Source organism: Bradyrhizobium sp. 521_C7_N1_3 (genome assembly GCF_052075975.1).
Classification (GTDB): domain Bacteria; phylum Pseudomonadota; class Alphaproteobacteria; order Rhizobiales; family Xanthobacteraceae; genus Bradyrhizobium; species Bradyrhizobium japonicum.
The window spans coordinates 2133305-2146666 of the sequence record NZ_CP197232.1 but is presented as its reverse complement, the minus strand read 5'-3'; the positions used below and the strand labels follow the sequence as shown (position 1 = coordinate 2146666).

General features: G+C 57.7%; 9 protein-coding genes and 3 pseudogenes. 6 read left to right on the top strand and 6 right to left on the bottom strand.

Features of this window, described 5'->3' with window-relative positions:
• Positions 1 to 488: 488 nt before the first annotated feature.
• Positions 489 to 941, bottom strand: coding sequence for a DUF2285 domain-containing protein (locus AB7008_RS09735; protein WP_441258783.1), 453 nt, complete (start codon positions 939 to 941; stop codon positions 489 to 491).
• 58 nt (positions 942 to 999) lie between these two features.
• Positions 1000 to 1137, bottom strand: a pseudogene (locus AB7008_RS09730) (transcriptional regulator domain-containing protein); the annotation flags it as partial.
• Between the two features lie 985 nt (positions 1138 to 2122).
• Here AB7008_RS09730 and aepX point away from each other — a divergent pair.
• From aepX to AB7008_RS09705, 5 genes are all read left to right on the top strand, one after another.
• Positions 2123 to 3028 carry a phosphoenolpyruvate mutase gene (gene aepX, locus AB7008_RS09725; RefSeq protein ID WP_370123673.1) on the top strand — a complete coding sequence of 302 codons (906 nt, stop codon included), beginning with the start codon at positions 2123 to 2125 and terminating at the stop codon, positions 3026 to 3028.
• A gap of 58 nt (positions 3029 to 3086) precedes the next feature.
• Positions 3087 to 4277, top strand: a complete 1191-nt coding sequence (locus AB7008_RS09720) for a pyridoxal phosphate-dependent aminotransferase (protein ID WP_370115740.1) — start codon at positions 3087 to 3089, stop codon at positions 4275 to 4277.
• A 46-nt stretch (positions 4278 to 4323) separates the two neighbouring features.
• Positions 4324 to 5118, top strand: coding sequence for a phosphocholine cytidylyltransferase family protein (locus tag AB7008_RS09715; RefSeq protein WP_441258782.1), 795 nt, complete (start codon positions 4324 to 4326; stop codon positions 5116 to 5118).
• 110 nt (positions 5119 to 5228) lie between these two features.
• The gene (locus AB7008_RS09710) at positions 5229 to 5741 is read left to right on the top strand and encodes a hypothetical protein (protein WP_370115743.1); all 513 of its coding nucleotides are present in this window, start codon (positions 5229 to 5231) and stop codon (positions 5739 to 5741) included.
• A gap of 179 nt (positions 5742 to 5920) precedes the next feature.
• A complete protein-coding gene (locus AB7008_RS09705) occupies positions 5921 to 6166 on the top strand; it encodes a hypothetical protein (protein ID WP_441258781.1) in 246 nt (81 codons plus the stop codon).
• Positions 6167 to 6394: 228 nt separating this feature from the next.
• On the opposite strand, the pseudogene AB7008_RS09700 reads toward AB7008_RS09705, so the two are convergent.
• Positions 6395 to 6742: pseudogene (locus tag AB7008_RS09700) on the bottom strand (IS30 family transposase); the annotation flags it as partial.
• 43 nt (positions 6743 to 6785) lie between these two features.
• On the opposite strand from AB7008_RS09700, the pseudogene AB7008_RS09695 reads away from it, so the two are divergent.
• A pseudogene (locus AB7008_RS09695) lies at positions 6786 to 7087 on the top strand (integrase core domain-containing protein); the annotation flags it as partial.
• A 150-nt stretch (positions 7088 to 7237) separates the two neighbouring features.
• On the opposite strand, the gene AB7008_RS09690 reads toward AB7008_RS09695, so the two are convergent.
• The 3 genes from AB7008_RS09690 to AB7008_RS09680 all read right to left on the bottom strand — a co-directional run bounded on the left by AB7008_RS09690 (position 7238) and on the right by AB7008_RS09680 (position 12639).
• Positions 7238 to 9691: a CoA transferase gene (locus AB7008_RS09690; protein WP_441258780.1), complete on the bottom strand. Its 2454-nt coding sequence runs from the start codon at positions 9689 to 9691 to the stop codon at positions 7238 to 7240.
• Positions 9692 to 10437: 746 nt separating this feature from the next.
• Positions 10438 to 11223, bottom strand: coding sequence for an SDR family NAD(P)-dependent oxidoreductase (locus AB7008_RS09685; protein ID WP_370115749.1), 786 nt, complete (start codon positions 11221 to 11223; stop codon positions 10438 to 10440).
• 495 nt (positions 11224 to 11718) lie between these two features.
• Positions 11719 to 12639 carry a 3-keto-5-aminohexanoate cleavage protein gene (locus tag AB7008_RS09680; RefSeq protein ID WP_049803137.1) on the bottom strand — a complete coding sequence of 307 codons (921 nt, stop codon included), beginning with the start codon at positions 12637 to 12639 and terminating at the stop codon, positions 11719 to 11721.
• Positions 12640 to 13362 lie beyond the last annotated feature (723 nt).

Here is a 13362-nt window from a genome sequence, read left to right as displayed (position 1 = left end):
ATCCCGCTTTTCTCTTAGTGTCACCTACCATTTCGGGCAATTGATCGAAATGACAGAAGCACATCATTTGTCGAGCGATGAACGTTGATCTATCGCCGCGCGGCAGTCTGCACGGGCGCCTGGCCGGCGTGGTCTCGCCTTCTGCATCAGCACCTATTCGCACCGAACGCAAACAACCCAATCGCTGATCTTTCGGCGATCAACTGCCACGGCTTTTGACCTTCTTCCATAGCCTGTAGCCGCCGACGCGAACAGCTTCACGACATGAGCCTCATGGTACGGCAGGCCGACGGGCAGCATTGATCACTTAGCTGTCAGCTCATGTTTTACGATCCGACTTACTATTGATGCCGAGAGCTCTTCAACTTTGATTCAATTGAACCGACGTACACGCGTGATTTGACTAGCGCTCAGGATTCGTGTGCTTGTCTTTGCTCCTGTACCGGAGCAACTCACGATAACCGCCCCGCATGAGGCGCAGCCCGATCTTACAGGCGAATGAACCGGCTGCGCAGATTGTGTGTTTTCCCGCCTCGGTCGGGAATGCGAGCCTTACCAAAACGCCCTTCCGCGATGTTGCGATAGCTGTTGCCTTCAAGCCACCCATCCACTGCTCGCACAGCGAGAATGTGCCGGTGTCGCGTTCCGATTGATCGAGCAAGAGAACACGATCCAACGGAACGCTGTTCGAGTGCCAACCAGAAACGATGTGCAGCTTGTAGACGGATGGCGAAGTTGCGGTCGAGCGGCAAGTCGAACACGATCATTGTTCCACTCGGCGGGAGTTCTGTTAGCCAAAGCCGATGCTTCGCTCCACCGAGTGGCACGACAGCATGCCATCCGGCCGGTGCTTCACGCGACTCGCTGCCTGTCAGGTCGGCGAAATCAAGGTCACACGGCTTAGACACCATCGAGCCGACCGCCGTGCGGACGATCAGCACGCTCGACGGCGCCTCAGGCGACCAGAAAACAGCCTGTTTTTCGAAAGTCTTTTCCGGATCAGCCGGAAAACGTCAGTCCCCAGTTACGCCGGAAGTGGTCCGTCGTGCTGGACCGTTTGCTCCTGTGCAGAGTCCTGAAGTCTTTTTGATACTCGTGGTCGCGGCGTAGCCACTCCCACGCTATGTCGGCCGCTTCTGCCTGCTTGACTTCGTATTATGCGCTCTCTGATCTTCAGTCGGCACCTGACATAGTACTATTTCCCCGCATGTTCCGAATGCACGTGCAAAAGAAACTGCGCGGTCGTGACGATTTATGGCTGCACAGCCACAACCGTTCAAGATTGATGCGTTTTGGCGATGGAACAATCAACTTTAGCGATTTGAAAAGGACCCACCTCGGCTTCGGAACTGTCACTCTTCCTTCTCGGCAATTCGGTGCGGGCGATCTCGATTACTTCGGCGTGCCCTACCAACAGGCTGGTGGTGCGCGAATACGAGGAAATGAGGCATTGGCCGTGCCTCGCGCACCAGGCGATCCCCAACTGTCCGCGAACCGACACTGGGCATTCTTGCTTTCGTTTCCGCCCAACCGAGCTCCGGACTGGTATGGCTCCCCTAAGCCTCAGTCCGAGGTTAATCGGTTATGCCGAAGCGTAAACTGGGACGGAATGCTAGTCGACCAGGCGCCAGCGACGCCTGCGACGATTCTTGATCACTGCTTCCAGCTCGTGATGGGCGCCCTTGTGCCTCGATAACCGCCCGATCGACGGATGATGGCTTTAACACGCCCGCTCACGGATGACACCGAAGCACACATCTGGTCACCAGCGAAGGGCGGCCTGGATTGGATTTGATGCTGCGTATCCGAATGTGTAACCAGCAAGACCATCGTGGCAGGCGCCGCGGCAAAGCATTGGTCCAGGACGCGCAAGTGACACTATTGCGCACACATGCAGCGGCGGAACATGCCCCCTCCGTCTCAGCCAAGTTCCTGCGGATTTGACGCAACGATCTAGGGTCCAGTCAACTACCAAACCTCGCAATTGATTCACATGACAGATGGATGTCATCTTCACTGCACGAACGTCGGCCGATCAAGCGAGGAATTTGGCATGCAAGATCAATCCCAATCAGTTCTCGCCAATCGTCCAGATCATTCCGCTGATTCTTCAGTTGCAGAAATGTTGCGGGCCGAGGTCTGCTCCAGCAGCCAACTCTCGTTCCTTATGGAAGCACATGACGGCCTCTCCGCCGCGATCGCCGAGCGCGCGGGCTTCAAAGGGCTCTGGGCATCTGGTCTGTCGATCGCGTGCTCGCTCGGTTACCGTGACGCGAACGAAGCGTCCTGGAGCCAACTCGCCGACGTAGTCGAGCGGATCGTGGACTCGAGCCGACTGCCTGTCCTCGTCGACGGTGATGGAGGCTTCGGTAACTTCAACAATGCTCGTCTGCTGGCACGCAAACTCCATCAACGGGGTGCAGCCGGTGTCGCGCTGGAGGACAGCTGCTTTCCCAAGATGAATTCGTTTGTTGGCGATCGACATCCGCTCGCCGAAGTCAACGAATTCTCCGGCCGTCTGCGCGCGGTGAAGGATGCATTGGCCGAAGACTTCGTTCTTGTGGCCCGCATCGAGGCACTGATTGGTGGTAAAGGGATGGACCAGGCCATTATGCGCGCTCACGCTTACGCGGACGCCGGAGCCGACGCGATCCTCATTCACTCGCGAAGGAATGCCGCAGATGAGATCGTTGCGTTCGCACGCGCTTGGCAGAACAAGTTGCCTCTCGTGATCGTTCCCACGAAATATTATCGAACACCAGCCTCTGTGTATCGCGAAGCTCGCATCTCCACAGTGATCTGGGCCAATCACTCGATGCGAGCGGCAATGGCAGCAATGGGGCAAGTCTGTCGTCGTATTATGACCGAGGAAAACACTGCGAGCATTGAGCCTGGTATCGCGACCCTTGATGAGGTCTTTGAATTGCTAAGATATGACGAATTGGCACGAGCGGAAGCTCGATATCTGCCTGGGCAGCGATGCGGGGCTTTTCATTCAGACGGCGGCATCGATTTTGTAGGGGGCTGACATGAAAGGTTCGCCTCGCAGCGCCAATCGTGACATGCCGGGTTAAAGGAGAGCGCACATGCTGGCGGAGCGAACAGCCCTGTTCAAACACTCGGACAGAGCTGCGGCATGGACCGCGGCCAAAGCGGCTATCTTGAGCGCCGAGCAGATCATCGATCTGACCGCTGAAGAGATCCGGAGTGATCTACCGCCGATGGTGCGCGAGGGCACCATCATCGCGATCAATCGCAGTATCAACCGCGACACTGAGACAGGCGCCCCGACGGAGCTCCGAGAGGCGATCGCTCGCAGAATTTCCTCCGAGACTGGTCAACCCTGGTCAATGGATGAAGTCGCAGTTACGAACGGCTCCAGCCACGCTCTCTTCAGCGCAGCTATGGTGCTTCTGAATCCGAAAGATGAGGTGCTCATCCCCGTTCCGCATTGGACTTCTTTCCCCGCGCAGGTTCTCTTGGCAGGCGGAGTTCCGATTTTCATCGAGACCAGGGACAACAATTACGTGCCGAAGCCTTCAGATCTCGCTGCGGCAGTTACGTCAAGGACTAAAGCGATCGTTGTCAACACCCCGAACAATCCGACAGGCACGATTTACGACCGCGAAACTCTTACTGAAATTGCGCAGCTTGCGGCTGAGCGGGATCTCTGGATTGTGTTCGATGAATGCTATGGGGCTTTCGCCCATGCTCCACACACCCATCATCCGATTGTGTCGGTCGCTCCTGCGGCGCGTCGTCGCACGCTAATCGTTAATTCGTTCTCCAAATCCCTCGCCCTGAGCGGCTGGCAGATTGGTTATCTCGCCGGCCCCAAATGCGTTATAAGCGCCGCGCTGGCGCTACAACGCGATACGGCCTGCAACCCAGATGTTCTTTCCCAACATGCACTGCTCCATCATTTGGATTCGGGTGATGACGTCTTCCAACAAAAACTTCAACGTCAGGTCAGCGAGGCGCGAACGCTTGGGCTCTCGGTTCTTTCGACCCTGAAGTCGATCCCGCAACCTGCAGCTCAAGGCGGATTCCACTTCTATCTAGATATCAAAGGGTGGCGGCAAAGCACCAAGGGACCAGGCCCCGAATTCAACGCCGATGACGTCGTTGACGTATTGCTGATGGACGCTGGTGTCGCGGCAGCTTCGGGCACGATCTTTGGCGATTCAGACGGGGTCCGGCTCTCCTATGGAATTGACCTTGGCTCGCTCGACAAGGGCTTGCGGCGTTTGTCCGCAACTCTAAACACGTGGCATTGAAGTCCTGGTGGGTTCGGCATGCTTAGCGTTGCGGAAGGTTAGCACTATGGCTGAAGTTCCTTGCCGCGCTATCGTGCTTGCAGCCGGCCTCGGCTCGCGCCTGCGGCCGCTGACGGATCTGCGGCCAAAACCACTGGTCGAGGTTAACGGCATGCCGATCCTGCACAACGCCCTGCGGAATCTGGAGGCCATCGGCGTCGGTGAGGTGACGGTTGTCGTGGGCTACCGCAAGGACGCCATCCAGTATGCCTGCGGCAGCCGCTTCGGCGGGGTTGAGATCAACTATGTCGAATCGACGGTTTTCGATCGCACCGGGAGCGCTTATTCCCTGTGGTTGGCGCGTGAGGTACTGCTTTCGGGAGACTGCCTCCTCCTCGAGGGAGACGTTTTCTTCGAGCAAGATGCATTGCGCCGCCTGAGCGGTCCAGCGAGCGATGTGGCAGCAGTAGCTCCCTTCGAAAAATCGATGGAAGGGTCTGCAGCTCTTTTGTCTGATGACGGCTTCATCACAGCTTTCCGCATGAAGCAAACGGCGGCCAACATCATCACAGCCGGCCCGCAGCTTTTCAAAACTATGAACCTGCTACGATTTTCAGGCTCGACCCTCAAGGCAACGATCGTTCCAGCACTGGACGATGTTATCGGGTCCGGAGCCAGGCAGGCCTACACCGAGGAGCTTCTTGGCTATTTGGTGGAGAGGCGTGGCCTGCAGCTTGCAGCCGCGCGATGCGATGGTCTCAGGTGGTGCGAAATCGATACCGCCGAAGATCTGCATCTCGCAGAGCGCATTTTCTCACGAGCGCATGCCGCTCGCCAATCGTATGACCAACGGGATCAGTGAGGTGCCAATGCTAAGATACCTTTTGGATCCCGCAAATGCCATCACTGCGTGGGGCTTGTTTTTCTTCCGCTAGTCTATTCCTCGCTCTATCCGGAGAGCTTGAGCTATCAGTGGCAGTGGCTCTTTGGGCTGTCCTGGCAGATCACATCGACGGAATCGTGGCCAACCGGACGCCGAACCGTGACCCGGACGCTGCAAAAATGGGCAAGAGCCTGGACGGGTTCGGGGACATTATCTATGGAGCCGTCTTGCCCACGGCAATTGTGATTCAGCTCAGCCACGCCTCCATTCTTTCCCTTGCGACGGCCACTGCTCTGCTCGTGGCGGGGGCCATCAGGCTTAGCTATTTTGCAAATTTCGGCCGATCATCCGACGGGCGCTTCTTGGGTGTGCCTTTGTCGTACGACGTGCCGCTACTGGCTCTCTTGTTCCTTTTACAACCGTTCATTGGAGCCGAACTATTTGAGTGGTTCGTCAACGTCTGTTTCCTGCTGCTTGCCGCCGCCCACGTGGCGTCTATTCGCGTGCCGTCACCCAGCCCGGCAATGTATGCGGCAATCAGCATCTTCGTCGTGGTGTCTTCGGCCGCCTTAGTCATGGGCAGATTGTCGAGCCACGTGTAGGCGGGCATGATCCGAGCAGCTGGTAGGGTTCCTGGCCGGACGACCTGCTATATTCGGGTCCGTAGCCGCTTGCCTGAACGTTGTACCTCTCTGAGCTCCGAAACAGCTCGGCATCACGTACTTGGTCGTGAGATACTTATTGTCGGGGCGTTCATCGTACCTGCATCGAGGTGGCTGGCATGACCATCCGGCCTGAACTCTTGCAGCGACCCGATCTGCGTCAACGAGAGCACGAGCGAGGCTGGATCTTTCGGGAAATCGGCGTCGAGCCGTTCATTCAATGCACCGGTGTGCGCACATTATTTGGAGCAAGCAATCCGAGTGAAGAAGTCACGCGGCTGCAGAGGCTTTCGTCGATATGGTTGAATTGGCTGAGGCTGCAGGTCGACGGCTCGCTGAACTCACGGGCGCCGAATGGGGTGTGATTACCGCCGGCACTGCGGCGACACTGGCGCTAGCCACAGCGGCGTGCATCGCCGGAAACAATCCTGAATTGATGTTGCGATTGCCGGAAACATCGGTGCTACCCAACAAGGAATTGATCCCCTCTGACCAACGGTTCTCCTATGAACAGGCAATCCGTATCGCAGGCGGCGAGATTGTGAGTGTTGCCACTGTAGAACGGCTTGCAGAGGCATTGGACGGAAGCGCCGCGATGATCTGCCTGCTCGGCCGCATGGATTCAGCGTCCGTTTTGCCATTGAGCGCAGCCGTCCCTCTCGCGCGATTTCCTCACGTTCAGCCAATGAAAGGTAGCGCCCGGAGAGAGGCTTGCCCGAAGATCTAAACATCGCTGGTGGCATGCCGCCTGCCTTTCGGAACAATCTGCTTCCGACAGGTTGCGATAGTCCGGCCTCAAGCGCAGCATCTTCGCTGCTCTGCCCTGTGGCAATCGCCTTCCAAAATCTATTCTGTTCATCGCGTCCCGTCGCAGACGGCCGGCCTGGCGATGGCGATGGCGCCCGTCCTGACCGCGGCGAACGTCGACTTACAACTTTCATCGCAACCTCCAACTTCTTGGTGTTGCGACGACCGCTTGAATCCGCCCAATACGTCTCGATCAAATATACCGAGCGCCTGGCTGAAGCAGGCGTGGAGCCCTCCGTCGGCAGCGTTGGAGATTCCTATGACAATGCTCTCGCCGAAACCATCAACGGCCTCTACAAGGCCGAGGTGATCCATCGGCGTGGGCCATGGCGCAGCTTCGAGGCTGTCGAGTTCACCACCCTGGAATGGTCGATTGGTTCAACAACCGAAGGCTCCTGGAGCCCATCGGCAACATACCGCCGGCCGAAGCCGAGCAACGCTGCTACGCCATGCTGGAACAACCCGACATGGCGGCATAACTTAAACCAAACGGCCTCCGGCAAACCCGGAGCGGTTCAGTTGATCATCAGCCGACCGGCATTCCACTTCCAGGCTTCGACATGGCAGCTCGAACGTGGCTCTATGATCCCCTGGATTTCTTCTTCCAACCTGGGCGAAATTCAGGTTTATCACCCTGATGCACTGCGCTTTCTCTTTGTTCTTGCGAGGTCGTCTTCGGAGAGCATTTTCGTGCCGATGATTCCCGCGCTCGTCAATTGCGCGATTTCGGCATCCGACAGTCCCAAAAGTCCCGATAGTATCTCTCTGTTATGTTCCCCGAGCGTCGGCGCCGCTGCTCGGATCGGATACGGTCTTTCTCCTTCGCGAATTGGCATCGAGGGCTGCGGGTGCAACCCAACGAAGGCGCGTTCCACTTCCTGCATAAACGCGCGCGAGCGGAGATGTCGATCTTTGAGTAGGTCAATCGGCAGGCGGGCAACGCCGGCAGCTACATTTGCTGCTTGCAACTCAGCCATAGCCTGATCTGCATCGCGGGTCGACGTCCATGCTTCGATGCTAGCCTCAATCACATCTTCGATGTCGCGTCGCGCTTCCGCGGACATCAGTGAAGCGTCTATGGCCCAGTCAGGTCGACCAATGACTACGGCAAGGTTCCGCCACATATCTGCGCTGGTCACAGCGATCATGATCCAGTTATCTTCACCCGCACATCGGAAGCAGCCATGTGGTACGAATTGCGGATGTCGATTGCCATACTTTCGAGGTGGCTTACGACTAGTCGATTGGACAATGATCCATGGCGCCGCGAACGGCATCATGCACTCGATCTGCGCAAGATCAATGAACTGGCCTTCTCCATTTGTACGGGCGTGAACCAGTGCAACCAGAACAGCAGCGCAGCCATTCAATCCCCCGACGGCATCGCCAAAGGCGATGTGGCTCATCACTGGGGGGCCGTCTGACTTTCCCACCACCCTCGGCAAGCCAGAGCCCTGTTCGAGCGTAGAGCCGTAAGCCCGGCAATTGCGATGAGCGCTGTTGGCCCCGAAGCCAGACATTGACATCATGACGAGCCGAGGGTTGAGCGTTCTAAGCACGTCATAGCCAAGCCCGAGCTTGGGCAATACGTCGACCGAATAGTTATCGACAACGATATCGGCTCCCGCCAAGAGCCGCTTGGCGAGAGCGCATCCTTCGCTCCGCGTCAGGTCGAGTGTGATACCGCGCTTGTTGCGATTCATCACACAGAACACCGGCGCCTTTTCGTACATGTGCGCGTCGACATAAACAGATCTTCGGTCAACGCCGCGCCACCAGTCCGGATACTGGATGGCTTCGATCTTGATCACGTCCGCTCCGAGGTCAGCCAGAATACGTGTACACAGTGGCCCCGCCCACCCCATCGAGAAGTCGATGACACGAATCCCCTGCAAAGGCAGCGTGTCGGACCCGCTGGGACCGACCAGCGCCGAGGCCATGCGGCTCAACCGCTTGCAGGAGGAAGGTGTATCCTGCTGTTCGCCACAAGCCGGCACCCTTCCCCCTCGGCGGGGCGGCGTCAACGTCAAGCGTTGCATCGATCCGGGCGCAAGAGCCTCCTCTCGGCCAAACAGGATCGGCACGATTGCGCCCCGCTTTCTCTTCTCCGGGTCCTCAAGCAGATCCGCTATTTCCGGTACCGGAACGATGGGAATTTTCCGCTTCAGTCCCTCCGCAAACCAGTCCTGCGCTGTCCTCGTTCTTAGGAGTGGAACAAATTGTCGTTCAAGCCGCTCCACGTGGCGCAGACGATCAGCGCTGTGTGCCAGCCCCAAATCGTCACCCAATTCGGAGAGGCCGAGCATGTCGCAAAACGCTCGCCATTGCGCTGGCGTACCTGTCGTAACCCCCAGTAAACCGTTCTTGGTTTCGTAAATTCCGGCCGGAAAGGTGGGCCAAAAGCGATTGTTGCCAATCCGGCGCATCATGTCGCCGGTCAAAACCTGCTCGAACATGACATAGTCGCAAAGCGCGACGCTTGATTCGAGGATACTGAGCGACCACGACCGCCCTGATCCGCGCTGCATTCGCGCAAACGCCGAAGAAGCCGCGGCGATGAAGCCCCAGAGACCGGCCAGAATGCCCGTCTGGAAATCCGGCGCGTGCGATGGCGGGCCTTCGGCCGGGCCGACTAGCTTAACAAGACCTGCCAGCGCTCGGACAGTCGAATCGGTTGCTGCGTAGCCGGCATAAGGCCCTTTGCCGCCGAACCAGCTCGCGCTGAGGTAGATCAAACCTGGGCAGCGCTGCCGGATGCCAACCACGTCAATTGGGGGGCAACCGGCAGGATCGACATCTCGGCCATCCACCAGAATGTCGCAGTCTTCGATCAACGCGGTCAACCGTTCTGTCGCGTCCAACTCATTTGCATCAATGATGATGCTTGACTTATTGAAATTCAGAAATGCGAACCACGCGCTATGACCGCCGGGCGTAAATGGCGCACTATTGCGAAGGGGGTCTCCTGCTGGGGGCTCAAGTTTCTGCACATCTGCGCCGAAATCCGCCAACAACCGTCCACAATAGCTGGTTGCGGCTGAGCTCCCAATCTCGAGGACACGAAAATCCGACAACACGCCCATGGCGGCTCCCATGCTACCCGAGACGCCGAAACTGCAGAGATCGCGGTCCCGGAATTTATCTCTTTGACCTACAATGGCGCGTCTCGAGGGCCCCTATACAGGGGCTTTTGTGCTGGTACCCATGGTCTCGCGGAGACGATCGCAGCGACACCGCGCCGTAGCTAGGAGTATTCCCACAACGTTCGGTTCGCATGATCGTGCTCAAGAGAACGGAGGCAAGTTCCAGCTGTCTAGAAGAAACACCGACTTAACGCTCGGAGACCACATGCTCGAGAACGTCGCGTGGTCCTCGCCAAAGCAAACTAGTCTGCACGACCTGGATGTGCAGCTACCAAGTCGAATAGGCAGGGCCTGAGATGTGCGCAGTCCTTTGGGAGACGCTGCCTCCTCTGGCCCGCTTATCTACATCGTCTGAGAACTGGCGGCCTCTCATCCTAAGAGATTTCACGTCACTTTTCTCAGAGTGCGGGGATCCTTCCGAGAGGCTTTCCGCTCACCTTGATTCTCGTAGGGACTCCCACGAGGCTGAGGTCTCCTATGTTCACAGCGCGACGCAGCCGCCTGTGCGGCAATCGCTTTCAACCAAACGAATTACGAGTCATGACGGCATTGCCGATGGCATGCTATCTATCTGGCATACCTGGACCTGATGGTGCGACATTGCGCGGTTCATCGCAATCGCCCTTGGCGCAAGTTGATGACTACGCGTGGACAGGCTGACGTGATAGATTGGAACATCAACAGCTTCAGGTGGTCAGATGCAAGCCGCAGTCGATGCGCACGCATTCTCCCGTCATGCTGCTTGATTCTGGGCTAGCGAGGAAACAGACGAGATGTGCTACATCTTCTGCTGTAGGCACAAGCTTGAGGGGTGAGCTCGCCCCGACGGCATCGCGCACCTCTCGGGCAGCCTTCTCGCCACGCGTTTTTGTGAACCACGGCGTGTCAATATAGTCGGGACAAATTGTGTTGACGCGAATAGAAGGTGCTAGCGCCCGTGCCAGTGGCAGTGTCATTGCATTCAGCGCGCCCTTGCTTGCCGAGTATGCGATCGATGAGCTGGGACCGCTGATAGCTGCGACCGAGGAGACGTTCACAATTGCGGCCGAGCGCTTGCTAACCTTAGCGCCAGCTTCGAGCAGCGGGCGCGCCGCACGGATCATTTGGAACGCACCGACCGTATTGACGGCATAGATGCGTTGAAACTCATCCGCCGAGAGTCCAGCGAGATCGTGATGCGGCACATGTTTCGTCGTAGCGGCATTGTTGACTAGAACGTCGAGCCGCCCCCACCTGGCCGCGGCCGCGACAATCTTACGACAATCGTCATCGCGCGAGACATCGCCCTGCACAACCAACACCTCGGCTGCGCCCGCCTTCCGGCAGGCCTCGGCGGTGGCATCGGCTTCCTTCTGGCTCTTAGAATAATTCACCACGATGCGGGCCCCGCCTCTGGCCCAGAAGGCGGCGGTCGCCGCTCCAAGTCCTGACGCAGAACCTGTTATGATCGCGCACAATGGATTCTTCGACATCAATCCTCCTTTTTCCGCGTTCAATCCGGATCTTACAGTCTAGACGCTTGGCGCCACAAAAAGCCGTCAACCTACACAGCTCTATCGCCAATACCAGACATTCCGGCCTGCATCCGCTGCCGAGTTTGGCTGGAGCAGCTTCTTCTCGGATCGATTCCCATCCCGGATGTGCATGGGACTGGAAAGATGAGAACCCGTTCGTCCTCCGGAAGAAGAGCTTGTGAGTACGCAGATGGCATCGCCAAGAGTTCAGTTCTGAGATGCATCTCTTCCTGTGCTACGGATGGACCTCGATCGATATTCGTCCATTACGATCTCGACCAAGGCAGGCCACCGACGGCAACATGGCTCATCATAGTTATCCAAACGGTTGATGTGTGTTGACTTGTTGAAGCCAACCGGAGCTTTTGGTCATCAAGGAGCGCCGTCGCGACCCCCTGCCCCAAGCGCGAGCGCCATGTTGCCGCTCCCGGGAAACAATGCGCAGCAGGTCGGTCACTTCTGATCTGCTGGAGTTGAAGATCGGCTTCTACCACCTGTGAGCGCGAGCTTTTCGCGAACCTGATCCGAGCTCATTACTCGTACACCGATACGTTCGAGTATTTCGACCGCGCGCTGTACGAGTTCGGCGTTGGTCGCGAGCCGCCCACGGGAGAGGTAAAGGTTGTCCTCTAACCCTACCCGTACATTTGCGCCAAAGAACGGCGCCAATGCTGCGTACGGGAACTGCATTCGTCCAATCGAAAAGGCAGAGTAAATAGCGCGCGGCGGCAGGCGGTTTACCATCGCCATCAATGTGATCGGATCGCTTGGCGCTCCATAAGGAATTCCCATGCACAGCTGGATCATTGGCGGATCGTCAATCAAGCCATCTTTGATCAACTCCGCGACTAACACGAGATCTCCAGTGTCAAACACCTCGAGCTCAGGGCGCACTCCAATCTTCTGTAGGTGTGCCGCCATCTTACGTACTGTCGCGGGCGTATTAACTACGATCAACTCGTCGCGAGTGCCGTAGTTTAAGGTGCCGCAATCCAAGGTGCAGATCTCGGGGCGCAACTCTTCGATGTGCACCAAACGCTCGAGCGCGCCCGCCATGTCCGTACCGGCCGTTGGCGGCAGCGGAGACTCCGGCCCACCCAGCACGAGACCGCATCCCATCCCCGTAGTCAGGTTGATCACCGGGTTCACATTCGACATTCGAATGCGCCGCACCACTTCTCGATACAGCAGCGGATCACGCGAACCTTGCCCAGTCTCGGGATCGCGCACGTGGATATGCACCACAGCCGCCCCGGCCCGAGCCGCAGCGATTGCAGAGTCAGCGATCTGCTCCGGGGTTATGGGCACATTCGTGGTGTCCGGTTTTCCTCCGCCGCCCGTGAGAGCGCAGGTGATAAACACCTCGGAATTCATGCATCTTCTCCCTTTCAAAGGCTGACCTGTCACGGCCAGGTACCAATGTCTGGACCGCTAGCCGCAGCTCGTGACTTCAGGACTCAGGTCGCAGTCATCGGAGGTCCGAAACCTTGGGCCCCGCCCATCATCCAGCAAGCCTCATGCCACTCACGGAATACGGCGCGTGCGCGTCATAGGCCGTTACGCCTTGATAGCGCGGCACGCATCATCGTTGTCTGTGCGCGGAGCACGATTGGCCGGCTGAATCGCCCTCGGCTGAGGCTCTCGCCCTGAGTAGCGCGCAGCGAGACAAGAGGACGCTAAGATGCATATTTGGCGAAAACCACCAATCAGCCAGTTCAAAATCTTCGAGGCTGTTCCCGCCCGTCGATGGCAGGCTCAAATGCTACAATGTAGGAGGCGAATTGTATGTACGCCCCCACTCGGGCATTACGCTTTTTCTCGCTCGTCTCGGTCTCACCCTGAACTATTTGAGAGCCGCACATAATCCTAGCTGACGAGCTTTGCTCGGAAGCCAGGCGCCTGAGACATGCTCGAAAAACAAAGCAGCCTAGCTCGCGACGCGGGGGGTGATACTCCCGGCAGCTCTTCCATGAAGCGCGCGTGAATCAGCATACGTGCGGCCCCCTTTGTCTGAAGGACGACAATTGCGAACGCCAAGCTAGACTCTCCAAACCGTGTGCGAGAGCGACAGTGCGGCCGCTAGCATCTCGTTTGTTG